We start from the raw sequence: 21,742 nt of genomic DNA, 5'->3' as shown, positions 1-21,742 counted from the left end.
CCCGGGCGGGCGGCACACCTGAGCCCTGACGACGTCCACTCAAGGAAAGGTCCCTGCATGCAAGAGATCCTGTCCGACTACGACGTGTTGGCAGCCTTCTGGGGCACCATCAAGCTGTCGGCGCTCGGAACCGTGGGCGCTCTCCTGCTCGGGACCATCGTCGCCATCCTGCGGCTGTCCCCGGTCCGCGTCTTCCAGTGGATGGGGACGTGGTACGTCAACACGTTCCGCAACACCCCGCTCACCCTGCTCATGGTGTTCAGCATCCTCGGGCTGACCTTCATCCTGGGCATCCAGCTCAACTCCGAGGACATCAGCAGCAACGTCTTCCGCTGGGCCGCCGTGATGCTGTCGGTCTACCACGGGGCCTTCATCTGCGAGGCGCTGCGCTCCGGGGTCAACACCGTGCCCGCCGGCCAGGCCGAGGCCGCCCGCGCGATCGGCCTGACCTTCAGCCAGAGCATGCGGCACGTGCTCCTGCCCCAGGCGTTCCGCGGCTCGATCGCCCCGATCGGGTCGACCATCATCGCCCTCGTCAAGAACAGCACGGTCGCGGCGGTGATCGGCGCCGGGGAGGCAGCCAACCTCATGTCGACCGTCATCGAGAACGAAGGCAGCCGGATCAGCGTGTTCCTCATCTTCGCCATCGGCTTCGTCATCCTGACGTTGCCGCTCGGCCTCTTCTTCACGAGCATGTCCCGTCGCCTGGCGGTGAAGCGATGAGCGCCCAGTCCGTCCTCTTCGACGCCCCGGGTCCCAGGGCACGCCGTCGGCACGCGCTGCTGGCGGGCGTCGGCGCCCTGCTCGCCCTGGCTGCGCTCTACTTCGTCTTCCGCAAGATGCAGACGGCGAACCAGCTGCAGGGCTACATGTGGGAGCCCTTCTTCACCGACCGCTCGGTCTGGCGCGACTACCTGCTCAAGGGCCTGTGGGGCACCATCAAGGCAGCGCTGCTCTCGATCGTGTTCGCCGGAGCGTTCGGGCTGGTCTTCGGCATCGGGCGCCTGTCGTCCGTCGCGCCGGTGCGCTGGGTGTGCGGCGTCGTCGTGGAGTTCTTCCGCGCGGTGCCCGTGCTCATCATGATGATCTTCGCCTTCGGCATCTACACCCGCAACGGCATCTTCGCCAGCGACCTCAACCCGCTGGCGGCCGTGGTCACCGCCCTGACGCTCTACAACGGAGCCGTCATCGCCGAGCTCGTCCGCTCCGGCGTCTACTCCCTGCCCAAGGGCCAGGGCGAGGCCGGACTGTCGGTCGGGCTGACGACCGGACAGGTGCTCCGCTCGATCCAGCTCCCCCAGGCCCTCACGGCGATGCTGCCCGCGCTCATCGGCCAGTTCGTCACGGTGCTCAAGGACTCGGCGCTCGGGACGGCCATCACCTACACCGAGCTGCTCACGTGGTCCAAGACGCTGGGCTCGGCATTCACCAACACGGTGCCCGCGTACATCGTGGCGGCCATCCTCTTCATCACGATGAACTACCTGCTCTCGCGACTGGCGGTCACCGTGGAGAAGCGGCTCTCGCGACGTGGCCGGACCACGCTGCACGCTCCGGGCGGGCCCGACCCCGCGGCCGCCGAACCCTCCGCCGCCGCAGACGGGGTCCCCGGCCGCCCCTGACGGACGGCACGACGGAGACCACGTCGAAGGGCCCGGATCCAGTGCGGATCCGGGCCCTTCGCGGTTGGCTCCCCCGGTTGGACTCGAACCAACAACCTGCCGATTAACAGTCGGCTGCTCTGCCAATTGAGCTACAGGGGAATGCATTCGCACGACGCTGACTCTGTGTCGTGCGGCTGCGTGACGTGCCGCGGGCGGCGCGCTGCGCAACGATAGCAAAGGGTGGGGCCAGTCACGAAAACGGCTCCCGGCGCTCGCCGGCGGGCGCCGCAGTCAGTCGAGCCCGACCTGCTCACGCAGCCGGTCGAGGGCCGCACGCGTCTCCTCGCGCACTCCCGGGTCGGTCGAGCGCACGCCACGACCGAGGATCGTCTGACCGAGCAGCGCCTGCGTCTCGAGGTCCTTGCGCACGACGACGCGGGCCCGCCGTTTGGCCCCGAGGTCGACCTCGTCGGAGAGGACGACCGTGGCCTGGACGCGCTCGCGCAGCACCTGCGGGAAGGTCGAGGGCAGCTCGATCTCCCACACCGAGGCCGGAGCCCGGTCGACCCACTGCACGGTGAGCCGGCGGCTCTGGTCGTCCCACGAGCCGGTGTCGACCATGTGCCACGGGCGTTCGAGGACCACGGCACCGGCGAGGACGGCATACACGTGGGTCGTGGTCGCGACGAGGTGCGCGGTCGTGCGCTCGTCACGAGCGACGCTGAGCACGACGCGGGCGCGGTCACCGAGGACGGACGCGACCTCGTCGGGGACGTCGGGGCCGCGACGGCCCAGGCGGCCGAGCTTCACGAGGTGAGCCGATCGCGCAGCCGGGCCCGGCTCATCTCGAGCTCGATGAGCTTGCGGGAACGTTCACGGATGGCCTCCGGTGCGGGTTCGGGTGAGTTCTGCAGCCGGCGGATGGCTGCGGTCTCGTCGGCGATCTGGCGGCTCAGCCCGGCGTCGTGCACGCCGATGACGAGCGAGTCGAGGTAGCGCTGCGGCGGGAGCCCGGTCGTGGGGTCGACCTTGGTCGGCAGGGGGGCGACCGAGAGCTCGGCGAGCAGGCCGCGGACGGCGAGCGGCCCGGCCTCGGCGACCGCTGCGGTCCACCCGGCCGTCGAGAGCGCGGAGGCGCGCCCGGCCACCGACCGGACCCCGTCGAAGATCGCCGCATGGGCCGGAGCCGTGAACGCCACGGACGGCAGCGCGTCGATCGTCTCGGTGCTGAAGCGGGTGGGGTACTGGAGCAGGGCCTGGAGCAGCTGGCGCTCGGTCATGACGACCGGGTCGCGCAGGTTGGGGACGGGCATGGCGGCCGCGCCCTCCTGGGCGTTGGGCTCGGGCACGTCGTCGGTGGAGGCAGGGGTGCGGTCTCCCGGTCGACCGGAGGGGCTCTCGTTGGCCTCTCGGGCCTTGATCCGCCCGGCCCGCTGCACCTCGCTGCGCACCTGTTCGACCTCGACGCCGAGCATGCCGGCGACGGTCCGCATGTACTCGGGGCGCAGCGACGAGTCGCGGATCGAGTTGATGATCGGCGCCACCGCCTGCATCGCCTGGACGCGGCCCTCGGCGGTCTCGAGGTCGAAGCGCTTGATCGTGGTGCGCACCGCGAACTCGAACATCGGGACGGCGTCCTCGACGAGCGCCTTGACCGCCTCGTCGCCCTTGGCCAGCCGCAGGTCGCACGGGTCCATGCCGTCCGGGGCGACCGCGACGAACGACTGCGAGGCCCATCGCTGGTCCTCGCCGAACGCCTTCATCGCCGCCTTCTGACCGGCCGCGTCGCCGTCGAACGTGAAGATCACCTTGGCAGGGGCGCCGTCGGCCTCGTCACGCATGATGCGGCGCAGGATCTTGATGTGGTCGACGCCGAACGCCGTGCCGCAGGTGGCCACCGCACCCTCGACGCCGGAGAGCTGGGCGGCCATGACGTCGGTGTAGCCCTCGACGATGACGGCGCGCCGCTCGCTGGCGATTGACTTCTTCGCGACGTCGAGGCCGTAGAGCACCATCGACTTCTTGTAGATCGGGGTCTCGGAGGTGTTGAGGTACTTCGCGGCGATCCGGTCGTCGTCGAGCAGCCGCCGCGCGCCGAAGCCGACCGTGTCACCGGTGACGTCGCGGATCGGCCAGACGAGTCGGCCGCGGAAGCGGTCGTAGAGGCCACGGCTCCCCCGCCCGGACAGCCCGGCTGTGACCATCTCGTCCTCGGTGAAGCCCTTCTCGCGCAGGTGCCGCGTCAGCTCCTCACCTCCTCGGGGTGCGAAGCCCATGCCGAAGCGCTCGGCGACCTTGCCGTCGAAGCCGCGGTCGCGCATGAAGTCGCGTCCCGGCCGGGCATCGGGTCGGCCGATGAGGATCGAGGCGTAGAACTCCTCGGCGACCCGGTGGGCCTCGATGAGCCGCGAGCGCCGGCCGAGCCCGCCCTCGGAGCGGGGCCCGCCGCCCTCCTCGTAGCGCAGCTCCATGCCGATCTTGGCCGCGAGCCGCTCGACGGACTCGGAGAACGTCAGGTGCTCGACCTTCTGCACGAACGAGATGACGTCGCCGCCCTCGCCGCAGCCGAAGCAGTGGTAGGCGCCGACGGCCGGGCGCACGGTGAACGACGGGGTCTTCTCGTCGTGGAAGGGGCACAGTCCCTTGAGGGAGCCGACACCGGCCGGGCGGAGCGTCACGTGGTCACGCACGACGTCCTCGATCGAGGAGCGCTCCTTGACGGACTGCACGTCGTCAGCGTTGATCCGCCCTGCCACTCGCGCCTCCGTCCTCGTGTGCTCCGGTGTGAGGCTTCAGTATGCCGTCCCGAGACTTCCTCGGGTCGGTCCCCGTCCCCACCCGCTGCGTCCGGCGACCCGACGACATGGCCCCCGGAACTGCGGACGCAAGCGCCGGCGGCGCGGCGGTCGTGGCCGGCGGCATCGGACCGCGAGATCTTCCGGCCGGGTTGTCGTATCGGCGACATCCCGTTCGTGGAAGGGATGACCACCCTCACCGGGACCGCACCAGCTTGGAAGGATCCGCACCATGCGCACTCTCATCGTCTCCGAGTTCATCTCCCTCGACGGCGTCATCGACTCCCCCGGCGGGGGCGAGCACCCGCACGCCGGCTGGACGTTCAAGGACGTCGAGTTCGACGAGGCCGCCTACGAGATCAAGGGTCGCGAGCAGGAGGAGGCGGGCTGCCTCCTCCTCGGCCGGCAGAGCTACGACGAGTTCGCGCCGGTCTGGCCGACGATGGAGGAGTTCGCCGACTACAACGCGATGCCCAAGTACGTCGTCTCGAGCACGCTCACCGACCCCGAGTGGAACAACACCACGGTGCTGCGCGGCCTCGACGAGGTTGCCGCCCTCAGGGAGTCCGACGAGCCGGGGACGATCCTCGTCCACGCCAGCGCCACCCTCGCCCAGGGGCTGGCCGCGGCCGGTCTCGTCGACCGCTACCACCTGCTCGTCTTCCCCGTCCTCCTGGGCAGCGGCAAGCGGCTCTTCTCGACCGAGGCCGACAAGGCGAAGGTCAGGCTCACCGAGCACGCGGCATACGGCAACGGGGTCCAGCTCAACGTCCTCGACGTCGTCCGCTGACGCGACCCTGCGGGCGCGCCGTCAGCACCAACGCCGGTGCAGCTCCAGGGCCCGCACGTCCGTGAGCGACGCGACCTGGTCGACGACGACCCGCAGCGCCGCCCCCTCGTCGGGCGCGGACTCGTGGTCGGCCAGCAGGTCCGGGTCGAGTCGCGTCGGGTCCTGCAGGTAGGCGTCGACCAGGTCTGCGATGACGTCGCGCTCCCCCGCCATGAGCTCGACGCGTTCGGCGACGTTCATGACGAAGTGCGCCGCGACCGCCTTGAGGACAGCGCACTCGGCACGGGTGGCGACCGGGACGACGAGGTCGGCCTCGTGGCGTACGAGCGCGCCGGTGCCGTGCCGGTCACGGGTGGCGGTCTCCACCGAGTGCACGAAGCGCCCGATGATCCGCGACGTCATGTCCTTGAGGTGCGCGAGGTCGCTGCGCGTGCCTTCGTATGCCGTCGGCACCGTTCCCGTGGCCAGGATCCGTTCCAGCGCGGACCCGAGGTCGTCGCGGCGCAGGTCCACGGCATAGGACGCCGTCGCGACGTCGAGGACGGCGTCGACGTCGGAGCCGTCGCGCAGCGACCTCGGGTCGAGCCGACGCGAGGCGATGGCGTCCTCGACGTCGTGCACGGAGTAGGCGACGTCGTCGGACCAGTCCATGACCTCGGCCTCGAACGCCCGCTGCCCGCTGGGAGCACCCTGCCGGAACCACTCGAAGACGTCGAGGTCGTCGGCGTAGACACCGAACTTCGGCGTCGGTGAGGGGGACTCCCCGCGCGACCACGGGTACTTCGTCGTCGCGTCGAGCGAGGCCCGGGTGAGGTTGAGCCCGGCGGGTCGGCCGTCGGCGTGGAACCGCTTCGGCTCGAGCCGGGTGAGGATGCGCAGGGTCTGCGCGTTGCCCTCGAAGCCACCGATGCCCGCCGCGACCTCGTTGAGGGCGGTCTCGCCGTTGTGCCCGAACGGCGGGTGACCGAGGTCGTGCGCGAGGCAGGCCGTGTCGACGACGTCGGCGTCGCAGCCCAGTGCGGCGCCGAACTCGCGACCGATCTGCGCGACCTCGAGGCTGTGCGTGAGCCGGTTGCGGATGAAGTCGTCGCTGCCGGGCTGGAGGACCTGGGTCTTGGCGGACAGGCGGCGGAGCGAGGCCGAGTGCACCAGCCGGGCGCGGTCGCGGGCGAAGTCGTCGCGGTCGGCACGCTTGTGCGCCGGGTCCTCGGCGACCCAGCGCTCCTGGTCGCGGGCTGTGTACGTCACGCGCACGACACTAGAGGGTGCAGTGCCGCCCGCTTAGGGTTGCTCCAGCGCGGGACACCGGTCCCGGGCCGACGGACGAGAAGGACAGGACTGAGGTGGCGGTGCGCGCACAGCTGGTGAGAGTGGTGACCGGTGCGGTGGCCCTCACCCTCGTGGCGGCAGGGTGCTCGAACGACGGCACGGGTGACGACGGCTCCGACGCGGGCCCGAGCACCTCGACCACGAAGCCCCGTGAGGCACAGCCGTCCGACACGACCGGCCCGATCAAGGACGCCGCGCTGGCCGCGGGCTCGGTGATCGTCAGCCGCACGACCCGGTCCGGTGGCGCCGAGGGCGGCATCACCCAGGAGGAGATCGAGGTCGAGCTCACCGAGCCCATGTCGGGCCGGGTCCTCCACGTCGGTGAGGAGATCTGGACCCTGGACATCGTGGCCGGGGTCGGCTACCTCAAGGACCAGACCGAGAAGAAGTCCACCAACCGCTGGACCAGGCTGTCGGGGGCCGAGACCACGAAGCGGCTCGAGGACGTCACTCTCGACGGGCTCCTCGGCGTCCTCGACGACGCGTCGGCGATCACGAAGACAGAGCCGGCCACCGTCGGCGGCGTCGCCGCGACCTGCCACAGCCTGACCCTGCGACCGGACCCGGACGTCGACGAGGGGCCCGTGCCGCAGTCGGCACGCGTGTGCGTCGACGGCGACCGGCGCCCGGTCGAGCTCCTCGTCATCGCAGATGCGGACGTGACGACGTCGGTGTTCACCCAGTGGGGGGTCGCCGTGGAGGCGATGGCCCCACCGCCGAACCTCGTCGACGCGGACTAGCGGGCCGAGGCAGCGGCGGCAGCGGCTCGCTCGACCCACTTGGGAGTGGTGCCGTAGCGCTGGCTGGGGATGAGCCGGCCGTGCGCACAGTCGTCGATGAGCTGGACGAGCCGGCTCTCGCGCGTCTCCTCGCGCTTGGCGGTGGCGACCCAGTTCTCGGCGACCCGACGGTAGGACGCGGTGGCCACCTCCCAGAACGCCGCCGCGGCCGGGTCGGCGAGCAGCCGGGCACGTTGGTCGTCGCCCAGCTGAAGACGTGTCTCGTAGGAGTAGCCACTGTCCTCGGGCTTGCGGCGCTCGTAGGCGGCAATGCCCGCGGGTCGCATGAGTCCCGCCGCGGTGAGCCGCTCGACGTGCGCGATGTTGACGGCGCTCCAGACGCTCGACGCCTTGCGCGGCGTCCACCGCTGGCGGCGCGAGTCCTCGTCGATGCCCTGCGAGACGCTGTCGATCCAGCCGAAGCAGAGCGCCTCGGGGACGGCGTCCTCCCAGGTGAGGCCGCGGTCGGGGACGTGCTTCTTGTGCAGCCCCATCCAGAGCTCGGTCGCGCTCTCGTGGTTGGCCTCGAGCCAGGCCCGGAACTCGGCCGCGTCGCGGAAGAAGAGGGCCGGGCGCTCGGCGGAACCACCCGGCATACCGATCTGGTGCATGGACGGAAGTCTGTCAGCCACCTGAGACAGAGAGCTCCGCGTGCGAGATCTGCTCGCGCTGGGCCTCGTCGAGGTCGCGCGAGCGCAGCCAGTTCTCGGGGAGCGCGACGACGCGGGGCGAGCCGGCCCGACCACGCTGCCCCTCGGCCGGGTCGCCCGGCCACGGCGCGTCGAGGTCCATCGTGCCGATGAGGTCGTCGAGCGCCTGGAGGCTGTCGACGAGCGCGAGCTGGTTGCGGACCGTGGACCCGGCGGGGAACCCCTTGAGGTACCAGGCGATGTGCTTGCGGATGTCGCGGCAGCCACGCAGCTCGTCGCCGTCGTAGAAGTCGACGAGGTAGGCCGCGTGGCGTCGGAGCGTGTCGGTGACTTCGCGCAGACCGGGCTGCACGCGCTCGGTCGTCCCGGCGAACGCCGCCGCCAGGTCGGTGAAGAGCCACGGGCGACCGAGGCAGCCGCGACCGACGACGACACCGTCGCACCCGGTCTGGCGCACCATCTCGAGCGCGTCCTCGGCCGACCAGATGTCGCCGTTGCCGAGCACCGGCACGCTCGTCACGGCCTCCTTGAGCCGGGCGATGGCGGACCAGTCGGCCTGGCCGGAGTAGGCCTGCGCCGCGGTGCGTCCGTGCAGCGCGACGGCCGCCGCACCCTCGCCCTCGGCGATCCGCCCGGCGTCGAGGTAGGTGACGTGCTCGGCGTCGATGCCGATCCGCATCTTCACCGTCACCGGCACGCCGTAGGGGCTCGCCTCACGCACGACGTTGCTGACGATCCCGCGGAAGAGCTCGGTCTTCCACGGCAGCGCCGCTCCGCCGCCCTTGCGGGTCACCTTGGGGACGGGGCAGCCGAAGTTGAGGTCGATGTGGTCGGCGAGGTCCTCGGTCACGAGCATCCGCGCGGCCAGCCCGGCTGTGGCGGGGTCGACCGAGTAGAGCTGCACCGAGCGCGGGTGCTCCTCGGGACCGTGGCTGATGAGGCGCATCGTCTCGGGGCTCCGCTCGACGAGCGCGCGCGAGGTGACCATCTCGTTGACGTAGAGGCTGGTGGCACCGTTGGCGCCCCCGGCCGCGGAACCGGCGGAGCCGTACTCGCGGCAGAGCCGACGGAACGCCCGGTTCGTGATGCCCGCCATCGGCGCGAGCACGACGGGCGACTCGATGGTGTGTCGCCCGATCTGCAGCGGGGGCAGGACGGGCTGTGCGGAGGTCGAGGGTGCGGCAGTCATGACCGCACGATTGTCCCACTGGTTGACTGGCGCCATGTCCACGCTCCTCTCGCCCACCGAGCTTCGAGCCCTCGTCGACACCGGCGAGGTCCGCGTGCTCGACGTCCAGTACACGCTCTCCGGAGACGGACCTGCCCTGTATGCCGTGGCGCACCTCCCGGGCGCGCCTCACCTCGACCTCGACGCCGTGCTGGCCGGCCCGGCCGGGCCGGGTGGGCGTCACCCGCTGCCGGAGCCGGCGGTCCTGGAGGCCGGGCTACGTGCGGTCGGACTCTGCGAGGGCGAGACCGTCGTCGTCTACGACCAGCAGACCTCCCTCGCGGCGGCGCGCGCCTGGTGGGTGCTGCGCTGGGCGGGCGGGCTCGAGGTGCGGGTCCTCGACGGAGGGCTCGCAGCGTGGCAGTCCGAGGGCGGACCGGTGACGACGGACGTCCCCACCCCCGTGCCGGGCGACGTGTCGGTGCGCCCCGGTTCGGTGCCCGTCCTCGACGCCGACGGAGCAGCGCGGGTGGCGCAGGACGGCATACTCCTCGACTCCCGTGCGGGAGAGCGATTCTGGGGCGAGACCGAGCCCATCGACGCGGTGGCCGGCCACATCCCGAGCGCACGCAACGCCCCCATGGCCGACCAGCTCGATGCCGACGGCCGGTTCCGGTCGACCGCCGAGCTCAAGGACTACTTCGCGGGCCTTGGTGCGCGCGACGGCATCGCGCTCGGGACGACCTGCGGGTCCGGCGTCACCGCGGCCCACACCGCCCTCGCCCTGCACCTGGCCGGGTTCGAGGCGACGCCGTACATCGGCTCGTGGAGCCACTGGATCACCGACCCGGACCGGCCGGTCGAGACCGGACCAGGGGGCTCACGGCGCGATCGCGACTGAGTTGGCCGGGCTGCCCGGGACCGGCGGGCCCTGCCTGCCGCGTGCGCCCGGCAGGGTCGCCACCTTGAGCAGGGCGCCGGTCGAGGTGTTCCAGGCGAGCAGGTCCGTGGTGTTCCAGCGCACGAGCACCTGGTCGCGGTAGACCCAGCCCAGCACCTCGCAGCACCCGACGGCGACACCCTCACTCCCCGGGGCGATGAGCAGGCGGGGTGTCACGGACTCCGCGACAGCCGCCGCGAACACCCCTTGGAACAGACCGTCCGGCCGTCGCTGGTTGGCCGCGAGCGCGGCCGCCTGGCCGAGGAAGCCACCGGTGGCGAACCGGTCGTCGGGACCAGTGAAGGTCGCGCCCCACACCCCCATGAGCACCCCGGGTCCACCCCGCGTCCCGGTGTTGGCACCGTCCCGTCCGAAGGTGAGGATCCGCATCGCCTCTCCGCCCCGGACCGACACCTGGTGACGCCCGGGGTAGGCCGCCTGGGCGAGGCGGTCCACGTCACCGGTCCCCGGGACGATGCGCCAGCGGATCGTCTCCGACCAGGCGATGACCGACGCCCCGACCCAGCCACCCTGCTCGAGGTAGCGGTCGGGGACCGGGATGGTGCGCACGTCTGCGGTGAAGGCGTCGAGCACGATGACCCTGCCCGGCTGGATGAACATCACGTGACGCCGGTCGTCGGCGATGGCCTTGACCTCCAAGGGGGCGGACTCGTTGCCGCCCTCGTCGACGTTGGCCACCAGCGGGATCGAGTCCACGAGCACGAACGGGTCGCTCAGCGTCGGGCGCACGAGGACGGCGCGCAGCCCGTCGGGAGTGTTGCGAAGGAGGACCGCGCGCACCGGGGCGCTGCTCCCCCCGACCTCACTGAGGGTGCGCATGGCGGTGCGGGGTCCGAAGGACAGCACGTCGGGCAGGGCGAGCTGGCCGCGGGTGAGGTCGTCGATCCTCGGCAGGACGGCGAGCTGCTCCGGTGTCGGACCCACCTGCGCCAGGGTCCCGAGCAGCTCGAAGGCCGTGGGGTCCCAGGCTGCGTCGACGTCGACCACGGACCGAGGCTCCGAGGAGGTCGGCATGGGAGCCGGTGGAGGCTCCGCCGTCCCGCCCGGACCCCGGGGGACGAACGCGACGGCACCCGCGAGGACCGCGACGCCCGCGAGGGACCCGAGCCATCGCCGACGGCGGTGCCGGCGCCGATCGTGGGCACCATGCCGAGCGCGGTCGACGAAGTCGACCTCGGCCACGGGTGCCGCCGCGTCGAGAAGCTGGTCGCGGGTGATCGGAGGGAGGTGGTGCCTCAGGGACGCGATCGAGACGCCGAGCGCCTCTGCCGCCTCGACCTCGGTCCGCTCCTCGAACCGCAGGAGGACGGCGGCGGCGCGCTGACGGGCAGAGAGCTCGGCCAGCTCGGGCGGGAGCTCGGGGCCGCCCCTCGTGGTGTCGCCACGGCGGACGCGACGCGAGAGCGCCGCACCGTGGAGAAGCCGACGGACGAAGGTGTCGGGGTCGTCGTCCCGGACCCGTGGCCACCTGAGCAGGAGTGCGCCGAGGGCGGACTCGGTGACCTCCTCCGCCAGGGCGGCGTCACCGCACACGAGGAAGGCCGCCTGCAGCATGCGGTGCTGCCGGGCGTGGACGTACTCGGCGAAGTCCTCATCGACCTCGCGCTGGTTGGTCACCCTCCCACTGTCCCCCGGCGGACCCGGTCGCGGAAGGCGTCGCGTGGCACGGCATACGAAAACCCCCCGGCCTCACGGACGGGGGGTTTCGATGAGAACTGAGTCTCGAAGGTGGTCGAAAGGTCAGAGACCCTTGACCTTCTCGGCCTGCGGGCCCTTGGGGCCCTGCGTGACGTCGAACTCGACCTTCTGGCCCTCGGTGAGCTCGCGGTAGCCGCTGCTCTCGATCGCCGAGTAGTGAACGAAGACGTCAGCGCCGCCGCCGTCCTGCTCGATGAAGCCGAAGCCCTTTTCGCTGTTGAACCACTTCACGGTGCCGGTTGCCACTGGTGTTGCCTCTTCTGTGTGTTGCGAGAACTCCCGTGTGGAGTACTCATTGCCGCCGATTCCCGACCCGGTCACACACCGCGAACTGTTCGCGGGAGCAAGTCGGTCATGTCGGCCACGCAGAACGTGGTCTGAAAGGCAACACGGCAACGGTATCAGTTGTGGAGCCCAGACCCTCATTCGAACGACCCGGCCGGTGCGCGTGTCCAGCCCTCAGGACGCAAGCCCTGCCTTTGAGCACGACGCGCGGCCCTCAGGACGAGGCGCGTCGCAGGAGCTCGGTGAAGTCGGTGACCTCGTCGAAGCGGTCGGTGAACCCGGCCTCACGCTGCTCGCCCTCGGCGGGCAGGAACCCCGACCGTCCGGCCGAGGCGCCTGCCGTGGCGCCGAGCAGCGCCGCGACGAGCTCGGCGGCGGCCCGGTCGATCCGCCGGTCGAGGCCGGCCGTGCCGAAGTCGTCCGTCGCCGCCATCACGCCGGTCGGGACGACCGCCGCGTGCAGGTAGGAGAACAGCGGGCGCATGGCGTGGTCGAGCATGAGCGAGTGCCGTGACGACCCTCCGGTGGCGCCGACGAGGACCGGCTTGCCGTCGAGCGCGTCGACGTCGAGGTTGTCGAAGAAGGACTTGAACAGCCCGCTGTAGGACCCGGAGAAGACGGGGCTGACGGCGATGAGCGCGTCGGCCGAGATGACCTTCTCGATGGCCGCGGTCAGCTCCCGGCTCGGGAACCGGGTGAGCATCTGCTCGGCGATGAGCTTCGCGAGCGGCCGCAGCTCGACGACCTCGACGGTCGCGTCCTCGCCGTGGGCGGTGACGTGGCGGTCGACGGCCTCGGTGAGGCGGTCGGTGAGCAGCCGGGTCGAGCTGGGCTCGGACAGCCCGGCGGTGACGGCGACGATGCGTCGGGTCATGTCAGACCTCCACAGGGGTGCCGTCGAGCGCGGCGAGGCGCTCGGCGTGACGGGGTGCCGTGGCCGGCACGTGGGCGGGCCGACGGGCGTCGGCGATCCTGCGCAGCTCGGGGACGACCTCGCCGCCCAGGATGTCGAGCTGCTCGAGCACGGTCTTGAGCGGCAGGCCGGCGTGGTCCATGAGGAAGAGCTGGCGCTGGTAGTCGCCCACGTGGTCGGCCATGGCGCCGTAGCGCTCGATGACCTGCTGCGGTGAGCCGACGGTCAGCGGGGTTTCCCGGGTGAAGTCCTCCATCGACGGCCCGTGCCCGTAGACCGGCGCGTTGTCGAAGTAGGGGCGGAACTCGCGCACGGCGTCCTGGCTGTTGGCGCGCATGAAGACCTGGCCACCGAGTCCGACGATGGCCTGGTCGTGCTTGCCGTGGCCGTGGTGCTGGTAGCGGCGGCGGTAGAGGTTGACCATCTGCTTGGTGTGTGACAGGGGCCAGAAGATGTTGTTGTGGAAGAACCCGTCGCCGTAGAACGCGGCCTGCTCCGCGATCTCGGGGCTGCGGATCGAGCCGTGCCAGACGAACGGCGGTATGCCGTCGAGCGGGCGAGGCGTCGAGGTGAAGCCCTGCAGAGGCGTGCGGTACTTGCCCTGCCAGGTCACGGCCTCCTCGCGCCAGAGGCGGTGCAGGAGTGCGTAGTTCTCGACGGCGAGGTCGAGGCCGTCGCGGATGTCCTTGCCGAACCAAGGGTAGACCGGGCCCGTGTTCCCGCGGCCCATCATGAGGTCCATGCGACCGTCGGAGAGGTGCTGGAGGTAGGCGTAGTCCTCGGCGATGCGCACCGGGTCGTTCGTCGTGATGAGCGTCGTCGACGTCGACAGGACGATGCGCTCGGTCTGGGCGGCGATGCTCGCCAGGAGCACGGGCGGGTTGGCCGGCGCCGCGAACGGCGGGTTGTGGTGCTCACCCGTCGCGAAGACGTCGAGCCCCACCTCCTCGGCCTTCTTCGCGATGGCGACGGTGGCCTTGATGCGCTCGTTCTCCGAGGGCGTGCGACCGGTGGTCGGGTCCATCGTGATGTCCCCGACGGTGAAGATGCCGAACTCCATGACGGCCACTCCTTGCTAAGTAGTTGACGATTCATCTATCTGAACGGCAGGCGGTGGCGGGACATTCCCGCCGTCCGGCGCTGCCCTCAGACCGGCGACGAGCCGGACGTCCGCGAGGTGCCCGGCCTCGCCGGGGTCTCGGCAGCCTCGGCCGCCTCGGCCGCCCCCGTCGCCTCGACCGCCCCCGTCGCCTCGGCCGTCTCGGCCGGCTCCGACGCACCGCTGACCCGCACCCGGGCGACCCGGCGACTGTCCATCTCGAGGACGGTCAGGGTGCGGCCGTCGACGGTGACGCTGTCCCCCACGACGGGGATGTCCTGCAGGTGCTCGAGCACGAGCCCGGCCACGGTCGAGTAGCGCTCGACCGTGATCTCGGTCCCGGTCAGCTCGGCGTAGTCCGAGAGGTGCATCCCGCCGTCGATGTCGGCCGTCGCGTCGAGCGGCAGCTCGCCGACGTCGCGCTCGTCGCGTGCATGCTCGTCCTCGGCGGGGTCGTACTCGTCCCGGATGTCGCCCACGAGTTCCTCGACGATGTCCTCGAGCGTGACGATGCCGTCGGTTCCGCCGTACTCGTCGACGACCAGCGCCATGTGGACCCCCTCGCGCATGCGGGTGAGCGCCGCCAGGAGGCGACCGCTGCTGGGCATCACCGTGATGTCGCGCACCAGCGGCTCGATGGTGGCCGGCGAGCCGTCCGGCTCGTCACGGCCATCCCCCTCGGACAGGATGTCGCGGACGTGGACGAAGCCGATGACGTCGTCGACCGAGTGCCGGCGCGTCACCGGGAAGCGGGAGTGCGGGGTCCTCCTGATGACCGCTCGCGCCTCGGCGAGCGTCGAGGACGCGTCGAGGAAGTCGACCTCCCCGCGCGGGCGCATGACCTCCTTGAGGTTGCGGTCGGTCGCCGCGAAGACGTCCTGGAGGATCTGGCGCTCGTCGGCCTCGAGGTCCTTGTGGTGACCGACGAGGTGGCGCAGCTCCTCCTCACTCATCTCGTCGCCGGCAGCGTCCGGGTTGGCTCCGAGGAGGCGGACCACCGCGTTGGTCGACCGCGACAGGAGCCAGATGACCGGCTTCATGAGCGTGGCGAAGTGCGACAGCGGGGGCGCCACCGCCAAGGCGATCGGAGCGGACCGCTGCAGGGCGAGCCGCTTGGGCACGAGCTCACCGAAGACGAGGGACAGGTAGGCGATGAGGAACGTCATGAGGATGAGGGCGACCGTGCCTGCGGCCCCCTCCGGCAGACCGGCCCGCTCGAGGAGCGGCGCCACGTCCGGGGCGATCGTCGTCGCACCGTAGGCCGCCGAGAGGAACCCGGCGACGGTCACGCCGATCTGGACCGCTGCCAGGAAGGTGTTGGGGTCACGCGCGAGCCGCGCGACCTTGGCCCCCCGCGCCCCGCTGCGCTCCATCGCCCCGAGCTGGGTCTCGCGCAGCGACACCAGCGCCATCTCGGTGGCGGCGAAGATGCCGCCGACGAGGACGAAGACGAGCACGAGGCCGAAGGCCAGTGCGGTGTCCTGGTTCACCGGAACCTCCTGACGGGGCCTTCAGGCAGGTTCCGGATGGGACTTCGAGGGCGATCCATGCGCCACATCCTACGAAGCGGGAGGGACCGCTCCGGGACGCCGTCAGCCCTCGGAACCCGCGAGCGCGGCGAGCGCCGTGCGTGCGGCATCGAGCGTGGCCTGGGCGTCGACGACTCCCCGGCGCGCCGTCCGAGCCGCCTGCTCGGCCTCGCCAAGAGCCACCTGGGCCTTGCGCATCCGTGCCTCGGCGGCACCCACCTCTGCCTCGGCGCGGCGGCGCTCCTCGGCGCGGGCCTTGGCTTCGGCCTTGGCCGCCTTGGCGGCCGCGACGGCCTCCGCCAGCTCCTCGGCGGTGAGCTCGTCGTCGTCGTCATCGACCTCGTCCGCGCCGTCGGCGGCGCGGGCGCCCTCGCCGCCGTCCGGCTGCTCGGCGCCCGTCGCGGGCTCCGGCGGTGACCCCTGTCCCCCACCCTGGAGGACCGACATGATCGAGCCCGAGCTCGTCACCCCGACGGCCCCCGAGAGGTCGACCTCGCCGAACCCGCTGTAGCTCAGCGCCCGGGTCAGCTGTCCCGAGGCGAGCGCCTCGGCCGCCGTCTCGTCGGCGAGTGCCGCGATCGCGCTGGCGCGGACCTCGTCTCGAGCGGCCGGCGAGAGCGACCCCCCTTCGGACTCCGCGGCGTCCACCACCGAGGCGACGTATGCCGTGAGCGCCGCGTCGCGCTCGCCCCTCACCGAGGTCAGCGTCGCCGTGTCGAGCCGCGACTGCGCGGCGCGCATCCGGGCCCCCAGCCCGACGAGCTCGGCCAGGGCGCCCGCATCACCTCGGGGGACGAGGTTCATCGCCCACGCGGTCAGCGTCGGCTTGCGCAGTGCGAGGACGGCCTTGGCCGCCGAGGGACCCGCCGACGCCTTCGCGCTGGCTGCCAGCGCCTTGCGGGAGGCGACGAACTCGGCCAGCGGGACGGCATACAGCTCGGCCGCGGCAGCGGCGACCGCCTCCTCGACCTCGTCCGCCATCGCCGCCCCGACCTCGTCTCAGCAGCCGATGAGCCGCTGTGCGAGGTAGCCCTCGACCTGGTCGAGTGCGACCCGCTCCTGCGCCATGGTGTCGCGCTCGCGGATCGTCACGGCCTGGTCCTCGAGGGTGTCGAAGTCGACCGTGATGCAGAACGGCGTGCCGATCTCGTCCTGGCGGCGGTAGCGCTTGCCGATGGCGCCGGCGTCGTCGAAGTCGACGTTCCAGCTCTTGCGCAGGGTGGCCGCGAGGTCGCGGGCCTTGGGCGAGAGGTCGGCGTTGCGGCTCAGAGGCAGGACGGCCGCCTTGACGGGGGCGAGGCGACGGTCGAGGCGGAGCACGACGCGCTTGTCGACACCGCCCTTGGTGTTGGGCGCCTCGTCCTCGGCGTAGGCGTCGACGAGGAAGGTCATGAGGCTGCGCGAGAGGCCGGCCGCGGGCTCGATGACGTAGGGGGTGTAGCGCTCGCCGGTGGTCTGGTCGAAGAAGACGAGGTCGGTGCCCGAGTGCTTGCTGTGCGTCGAGAGGTCGAAGTCGGTGCGGTTGGCGATGCCCTCGAGCTCACCCCACTCGCTGCCCGTGAAGTTGAAGCGGTACTCGATGTCGACGGTGCGCGTCGAGTAGTGGCTCAGCTTCTCCTTGGGGTGCTCGAAGTGGCGCAGGTTGTTGGCGTCGATGCCGAGGTCGACGTACCAGCGGGTGCGCTCGTCGATCCAGTACTGGTGCCACTGCTCGTCGTCACCGGGCTTGACGAAGAACTCCATCTCCATCTGCTCGAACTCGCGGGTGCGGAAGATGAAGTTGCCCGGAGTGATCTCGTTGCGGAAGCTCTTGCCGGTCTGGGCGATGCCGAACGGCGGCTTCTTGCGCGAGGTCTGCATGACGTTGAGGAAGTTGACGAAGATGCCCTGCGCGGTCTCGGGGCGCAGGTAGTGCAGGCCGGACTCGTCGTCGATGACCCCGAGGTTGGTCTTGAGCATCATGTTGAACTCGCGCGCCTCGGTCCACTGGCCGCGGGTGCCGCAGTTGGGGCAGGCGATCTCGGTGAGTGGGATCGAGTCGGGGTCGACCTGCGCGTCGGCGGCCGCACGCTTGTTCTGCTTGTCGGCGATCGCCTCCTGCATGTGGTCGACCCGGAAGCGCTTGTGGCAGCTGAGGCACTCGGTGAGCGGGTCGGTGAAGGTGCCCACGTGGCCCGAGGCGACCCAGGTCTCGCGGGGAAGGATGATCGAGGAGTCGAGGCCGACGACGTCGTCGCGGCCGATGACCATCGACTTCCACCACTGGCGGCGGATGTTCTCCTTGAGCTCGACACCGAGGGGTCCGTAGTCCCACGCGGAGCGCGTGCCGCCGTAGATCTCACCGCTCGGGAAGACGAAACCCCGGCGCTTGCAGAGGTTGACGACGGTATCGACGGTGGAGGTCTCCTTGGCCATGCGCGCAAGGTTACTGTCCACGCGGGCCCGTCCTCGCATCGGTTTGGCCCAGCGCCGCGGTGCCGGCGACCCGCGGCGTATGCCGTCCGCTCACGTAGGCTGCACGCTCGTGTCACCCCTTCGCGAATCCCTCGAGCGCGCGAGCGCGCCCGCCCTGCGGACGATCGCCTCGCTCCCCCGCGCCGTCCCCTTCCTCGCCGTCCTGGCCCTCATGGTCGCCGGCGCCCTCATCCCCGGTTGGGGCTGGGTGCTGCTCGCCGTCGTGACGCTGTTCCTCACGTGGCTGCTCGTCCTCGGCTGGCCGCGGCTCACGTCCACGGAGCGCCTCATGCGGATCGCCGTCGTGGCGATCGCCCTCGCCATCACGGTCACCCAGGCCGTACCCCGCTGAACGCCAGGGTCCCGCCCCTGGGGGCCCATGGCTCGTTTGACAACCATTCTCAACTGAGTTGAGAATGGTTGTCATGAAGCGCAGCCTCCTCGCCCTCGCCACCGCCGGCGCCCTGGCTCTCTCGGCCTGCGGGTCGGGCACCTCGGGCTCGGAAGCGGCCGGTGCCGGGGGCGCCGGGGAGGGAGTGGCCGTGACCGCCGCGTTCTACCCGCTCGCGTATGCCGTGGAGCGCGTCGGCGGGGACCTCGTCGAGGTGTCGAGCCTGACCAAGCCGGGCGGCGAGCCGCACGACGTCGAGCTCACGCCGAAGGACGTCGCCTCCCTCGGCCGGTCCGAGCTCGTCGTCTACACCAAGGGCTTCCAGCCCGCTGTCGACGAGGCGGTCACCCAGGTCGACGCCGACGCCGCCCTCGACGTGGCGACCTCGGTGGACCTCACCCTCGAGGCCAGCCATGACGGTCACGAGCACGGCGAGCAGGCCGAGGACGAGGGGGCACTCGACCCGCACTTCTGGCTCGACCCCACCCGCTACGCCAAGGCCGTGGAGGCGATCGCCGAGAGGCTGGCCGCGGTCGACCCCGACGACGCGACGGCATACAAGGAGAACGCGCAGGCGTTCGTCGCCGAGCTCACGGCGCTCGACGCGGAGTTCGCTGCGGCCCTCAGGACCTGCACCACCCGCGACCTCGTCACCGGCCACGCCGCCTTCGCCTACCTGGCCGACCGCTACGACCTCCACCAGGTCGGCATCGCCGGGATCTCCCCCGACACCGAGCCCAACGCCGCCGCCATGAAGGAGATCGTCGAGCACGTGCGCGAGTACGACGTGTCGACGATCTACGCCGAGACCCTCGTGAGCAAGGACCTCACCGAGACGATCGCCCGTGAGGCCGGCGCGAGTGTCGCTGTGCTGGACCCGATCGAGGGACTCACGGACGCGTCCGCGGGGAAGAACTACCTTGAGGTCATGCGCTCCAACCTCGCCACGCTCGTCAAGGGCCAGGGGTGCCGATGACCGGCGCGCCCCTCATCTCGCTCGCGTCGGCGTCGTTCGGGTACGCCGACCGGCGGGTCGTCGACGGCGTGACCCTGACGCAGGGACCCGGCGAGGTCGTCGCCCTGCTGGGGCCCAACGGCTCCGGCAAGACGACGCTGGTCAAGGGACTGCTCGGGCTCTCGGAGCACCTCGGCGGCGAGGTCGACCTCTTCGGCACCCCGCTGGGGCGCTTCCGTGACAAGCCGCGCATCGGCTACGTCCCCCAGCACCACTCGCTGTCGGCGTCGGTGCGGGCGACGGTGCGCGAGGTCGTCGAGATCGGTCGCCTGCCGCTGCGCCCGTGGTGGAGGGGGTCGACGCGCGCCGACGCGGCAGCCGTCGACGACGCGCTCGACGCGGTGGGCCTGCGCGACCGCGAGCGCGAGGACGTCACCTCGCTCAGCGGTGGACAGCAGCGACGGGTGCTCATCGCCCGGGCCCTTGCGGCCGGTCCCGACCTGCTCGTCATGGACGAGCCCACCGCAGGGGTCGACGCGGCCAACCAGCGCATCCTCGCGCAGGTGCTCGGCTCGCTCGCGGGCCGGGGCACGGCGATGCTCATCGTCACCCACGAGCTCGCGGCCCTGCGTGACGTCGTCACCCGCATCGTCTGCATGGACGGCGGTCACGTCGACTTCGACGGCACCCCTGCGGCCTACGTCGCCTCGCACCGCGGGCACGAGCCGGGCAGCGGGCACCACCACGAGGTGCCAGTCGCCGACGCGCACTCCCCCGGCATCTCTGCCATCGTGGCCCAGCCGCTGCCCCCGCGAGGAGTCCGCCATGAGTGACCTGCTGGCCCTCGACTTCATGCGACAGGCGCTCGTCGCCGCGGTCCTCGTCGGCCTGGCGGCCCCGCTCGTCGGGACCTTCCTCGTCCAGCGACGGATGTCGCTCATCGGCGACGGCATCGGGCACGTCGCCCTCGCCGGCGTCGCCGTCGGCATCCTCACCGGATCGATGCCAGTCCTCACCGCACTCCTCGCTGCGGTCGCCGCGGCCATCGGGGTCGAGCTCATCCGCGCAGCCGGGCGCACCAGCGGTGACATCGCGCTCGCCGTGATGTTCTACGGCGGGATCGCGCTCGGCGTCGTCCTCATCTCGAAGTCGAGTGCCACCTCGCCCGCCAACCTCACCGGCTACCTCTTCGGCGCGATCCTCACGACGAGCCGCACCGACATCGTCGTGTTCGCCGTGCTCGCCGTCGTCGTCGTCGCGACGACCTGGCTGCTCCGCCACAGGTTCTTCGCCGTCGCCAACGACGAGGAGTACGCCCGCGCCGCCGGGATGCCGGTGCGCGGCTACAACATCGCCCTCTCCGTGCTCACCGCCGTGACCGTCGTCGTCTCGATGCGCGTCGTCGGGCTGCTCCTCATCACCGCCCTCATGATCATCCCCAACGCGTCGGCCCAGATCGTCTCGCGCAGCTTCCGGAGCAGCATGCTCTGGGCCTCGCTCATCGGCGTGCTGTCGAGCGTCGGTGGCGTCGTCGTCTCGTTCTACGCCGAGACCCCGTCCGGCGGCACGATCGTCGTGCTCGCCATCGCCGCCTTCCTCGTCATCAGCGTCATCGGCGCCGCGGTGGGCCGGGCCCGACGGGCTGCTCACGAGCGGGCCGAGCGCCACGAGCACGAGCACGGACCCGCCTGCGGGCACCCGGCGATCGCCCACGAGGACCACGTCGACTACCTCCACGACGGGCACCGACACGCGCCGCACCACGACCACTACGACGAGCACGACGGTCACGGAGCACACGACGAGGGAGCACACGACGAGCAGGACGACCAGCGGGCCGAGGAGGTCTCACGATGAGTGCACAGAGCGCCCACCCGACCGAGCACGTCACCTCCGGAACGGCCCGGCGGCCGACCCGCCAGCGAGCCGCTCTCGCCGAGCTCATGTCGACGACCTCGGAGTTCCTCTCGGCCCAGGACCTGCACGCGAAGCTCCAGGAGCGCGGCGACTCCGTCGGCCTGGCGACGGTCTACCGCAACCTCCAGGCGATGGCCTCGGACGGCGACGTCGACGTCCTGCGCACCGACGACGGCGAGTGCGTCTACCGCTCCTGCGGCACCGACTCCCACCACCACCACATCGTCTGCCGCGAGTGCGGTCGCACCGTCGAGGTCGAGGGCCCGGCCGTCGAGAAGTGGGCCTCGGAGGTCGCCCGCCAGCACGGCTTCAGCGACGTCACCCACACCATCGAGCTCTTCGGCACCTGCACGTCCCACTGAGGCTGGCAGCCTCACACCCGCGCGGGACGTCGAGGTAGCGGGACCCTCCGCACAGATCCGCCG

The 21,742-nt window shown here is 71.3% G+C and carries 22 protein-coding genes, 1 tRNA gene and 2 pseudogenes; 11 read left to right on the top strand and 14 right to left on the bottom strand.

The genetic code is table 11. The annotated features are described in order from the left end of the window. Positions 1 to 57: 57 nt before the first annotated feature. Positions 58 to 723 (top strand): amino acid ABC transporter permease, encoded by a 666-nt coding sequence (locus LL946_RS15240; RefSeq protein ID WP_404382104.1) that lies wholly within the window; start codon positions 58 to 60, stop codon positions 721 to 723. Continuing rightward, positions 720 to 1,622 (top strand): amino acid ABC transporter permease, encoded by a 903-nt coding sequence (locus LL946_RS15235; RefSeq protein ID WP_404382102.1) that lies wholly within the window; start codon positions 720 to 722, stop codon positions 1,620 to 1,622. Before LL946_RS15240 ends, LL946_RS15235 begins: the two co-directional genes overlap by 4 nt. A 65-nt stretch (positions 1,623 to 1,687) precedes the next feature. Here the strand turns inward: LL946_RS15235 and LL946_RS15230 are convergent. The 3 genes from LL946_RS15230 to LL946_RS15220 form a co-directional block, all read right to left on the bottom strand. Further along, positions 1,688 to 1,763, bottom strand: a tRNA-Asn gene (locus LL946_RS15230). A 132-nt stretch (positions 1,764 to 1,895) separates the two neighbouring features. Next, positions 1,896 to 2,414 carry a hypothetical protein gene (locus LL946_RS15225; RefSeq protein ID WP_404382100.1) on the bottom strand — a complete coding sequence of 173 codons (519 nt, stop codon included), beginning with the start codon at positions 2,412 to 2,414 and terminating at the stop codon, positions 1,896 to 1,898. Next, the gene (locus LL946_RS15220; RefSeq protein WP_404386923.1) at positions 2,411 to 2,884 is read right to left on the bottom strand and encodes a hypothetical protein; all 474 of its coding nucleotides are present in this window, start codon (positions 2,882 to 2,884) and stop codon (positions 2,411 to 2,413) included. Before LL946_RS15220 ends, LL946_RS15225 begins: the two co-directional genes overlap by 4 nt. A gap of 188 nt (positions 2,885 to 3,072) precedes the next feature. Between LL946_RS15220 and LL946_RS15215 the strand changes: the two are divergent. Then, positions 3,073 to 3,135 (top strand): annotated as a pseudogene (locus LL946_RS15215) (hypothetical protein); the annotation flags it as partial. On the opposite strand, the pseudogene dnaG reads toward LL946_RS15215, so the two are convergent. Then, positions 3,119 to 4,294: pseudogene (dnaG, locus tag LL946_RS15210) on the bottom strand (DNA primase); the annotation flags it as partial. The pseudogenes LL946_RS15215 and dnaG sit on opposite strands and share 17 nt — an antisense overlap. Before the next feature lie 337 nt (positions 4,295 to 4,631). Here dnaG and LL946_RS15205 point away from each other — a divergent pair. After that, positions 4,632 to 5,189: a dihydrofolate reductase family protein gene (locus tag LL946_RS15205; protein WP_404382098.1), complete on the top strand. Its 558-nt coding sequence runs from the start codon at positions 4,632 to 4,634 to the stop codon at positions 5,187 to 5,189. A gap of 21 nt (positions 5,190 to 5,210) precedes the next feature. On the opposite strand, the gene LL946_RS15200 is transcribed toward LL946_RS15205, so the two are convergent. Then, complete coding sequence (locus LL946_RS15200; RefSeq protein ID WP_404382096.1) at positions 5,211 to 6,437, bottom strand: deoxyguanosinetriphosphate triphosphohydrolase; 1,227 nt, start codon at positions 6,435 to 6,437, stop codon at positions 5,211 to 5,213. A gap of 125 nt (positions 6,438 to 6,562) precedes the next feature. On the opposite strand from LL946_RS15200, the gene LL946_RS15195 reads away from it, so the two are divergent. Further along, on the top strand, positions 6,563 to 7,258 hold the full coding sequence (locus tag LL946_RS15195) for a hypothetical protein (RefSeq protein WP_404382094.1): 696 nt from the start codon (positions 6,563 to 6,565) through the stop codon (positions 7,256 to 7,258). On the opposite strand, the gene LL946_RS15190 is transcribed toward LL946_RS15195, so the two are convergent. Further along, a complete protein-coding gene (locus LL946_RS15190) occupies positions 7,255 to 7,908 on the bottom strand; it encodes a YdeI family protein (protein WP_404382092.1) in 654 nt (217 codons plus the stop codon). The two genes, LL946_RS15195 and LL946_RS15190, sit on opposite strands and share 4 nt — an antisense overlap. Before the next feature lie 13 nt (positions 7,909 to 7,921). Continuing rightward, complete coding sequence (dusB, locus tag LL946_RS15185) at positions 7,922 to 9,136, bottom strand: tRNA dihydrouridine synthase DusB (protein ID WP_404382090.1); 1,215 nt, start codon at positions 9,134 to 9,136, stop codon at positions 7,922 to 7,924. Between the two features lie 34 nt (positions 9,137 to 9,170). Between dusB and LL946_RS15180 the strand changes: the two genes are divergently transcribed. Continuing rightward, a complete protein-coding gene (locus tag LL946_RS15180) occupies positions 9,171 to 10,016 on the top strand; it encodes a sulfurtransferase (protein ID WP_404382088.1) in 846 nt (281 codons plus the stop codon). Here the strand turns inward: LL946_RS15180 and LL946_RS15175 are convergent. From LL946_RS15175 to LL946_RS15145, 7 genes are all read right to left on the bottom strand, one after another. Continuing rightward, positions 9,996 to 11,693, bottom strand: coding sequence for a hypothetical protein (locus LL946_RS15175; protein WP_404382086.1), 1,698 nt, complete (start codon positions 11,691 to 11,693; stop codon positions 9,996 to 9,998). The two genes, LL946_RS15180 and LL946_RS15175, sit on opposite strands and share 21 nt — an antisense overlap. 123 nt (positions 11,694 to 11,816) lie before the next feature. Further along, on the bottom strand, positions 11,817 to 12,020 hold the full coding sequence (locus LL946_RS15170) for a cold-shock protein (protein ID WP_035910714.1): 204 nt from the start codon (positions 12,018 to 12,020) through the stop codon (positions 11,817 to 11,819). 253 nt (positions 12,021 to 12,273) lie between these two features. Then, positions 12,274 to 12,933: an FMN reductase gene (locus LL946_RS15165; protein ID WP_404382084.1), complete on the bottom strand. Its 660-nt coding sequence runs from the start codon at positions 12,931 to 12,933 to the stop codon at positions 12,274 to 12,276. Between the two features lies 1 nt (position 12,934). Continuing rightward, positions 12,935 to 14,032, bottom strand: a complete 1,098-nt coding sequence (locus LL946_RS15160; RefSeq protein ID WP_404382082.1) for an LLM class flavin-dependent oxidoreductase — start codon at positions 14,030 to 14,032, stop codon at positions 12,935 to 12,937. Between the two features lie 86 nt (positions 14,033 to 14,118). Further along, entirely contained in the window at positions 14,119 to 15,561 is a 1,443-nt protein-coding gene (locus LL946_RS15155; RefSeq protein WP_404382080.1) for a hemolysin family protein, read from the bottom strand. Positions 15,562 to 15,663: 102 nt separating this feature from the next. Further along, positions 15,664 to 16,581 (bottom strand): hypothetical protein, encoded by a 918-nt coding sequence (locus LL946_RS15150; RefSeq protein WP_404382078.1) that lies wholly within the window; start codon positions 16,579 to 16,581, stop codon positions 15,664 to 15,666. 18 nt (positions 16,582 to 16,599) lie between these two features. Continuing rightward, the gene (locus LL946_RS15145) at positions 16,600 to 18,015 is read right to left on the bottom strand and encodes a glycine--tRNA ligase (protein ID WP_404382076.1); all 1,416 of its coding nucleotides are present in this window, start codon (positions 18,013 to 18,015) and stop codon (positions 16,600 to 16,602) included. A 109-nt stretch (positions 18,016 to 18,124) separates the two neighbouring features. On the opposite strand from LL946_RS15145, the gene LL946_RS15140 reads away from it, so the two are divergent. The 5 genes from LL946_RS15140 to LL946_RS15120 all read left to right on the top strand — a co-directional run bounded on the left by LL946_RS15140 (position 18,125) and on the right by LL946_RS15120 (position 21,679). Beyond that, positions 18,125 to 18,406 carry a DUF6703 family protein gene (locus LL946_RS15140; RefSeq protein ID WP_404382074.1) on the top strand — a complete coding sequence of 94 codons (282 nt, stop codon included), beginning with the start codon at positions 18,125 to 18,127 and terminating at the stop codon, positions 18,404 to 18,406. 73 nt (positions 18,407 to 18,479) lie between these two features. Next, positions 18,480 to 19,421 (top strand): metal ABC transporter substrate-binding protein, encoded by a 942-nt coding sequence (locus LL946_RS15135; RefSeq protein WP_404382072.1) that lies wholly within the window; start codon positions 18,480 to 18,482, stop codon positions 19,419 to 19,421. Beyond that, a complete protein-coding gene (locus LL946_RS15130) occupies positions 19,418 to 20,233 on the top strand; it encodes a metal ABC transporter ATP-binding protein (RefSeq protein ID WP_404382070.1) in 816 nt (271 codons plus the stop codon). Before LL946_RS15135 ends, LL946_RS15130 begins: the two co-directional genes overlap by 4 nt. After that, positions 20,226 to 21,257: a metal ABC transporter permease gene (locus tag LL946_RS15125; protein WP_404382068.1), complete on the top strand. Its 1,032-nt coding sequence runs from the start codon at positions 20,226 to 20,228 to the stop codon at positions 21,255 to 21,257. The genes LL946_RS15130 and LL946_RS15125 overlap by 8 nt, the downstream gene beginning before the upstream one ends. Next, positions 21,254 to 21,679 carry a Fur family transcriptional regulator gene (locus tag LL946_RS15120; RefSeq protein WP_404382066.1) on the top strand — a complete coding sequence of 142 codons (426 nt, stop codon included), beginning with the start codon at positions 21,254 to 21,256 and terminating at the stop codon, positions 21,677 to 21,679. The genes LL946_RS15125 and LL946_RS15120 overlap by 4 nt, the downstream gene beginning before the upstream one ends. The last annotated feature ends 63 nt before the right edge of the window (positions 21,680 to 21,742 follow it).

It is taken from the genome of Knoellia locipacati (assembly GCF_044791685.1).
Lineage (GTDB): Bacteria > Actinomycetota > Actinomycetes > Actinomycetales > Dermatophilaceae > Knoellia > Knoellia locipacati_A.
Note: the sequence above shows the minus strand (reverse complement) of the source record. Positions and strands in the feature narration are given on the sequence as shown.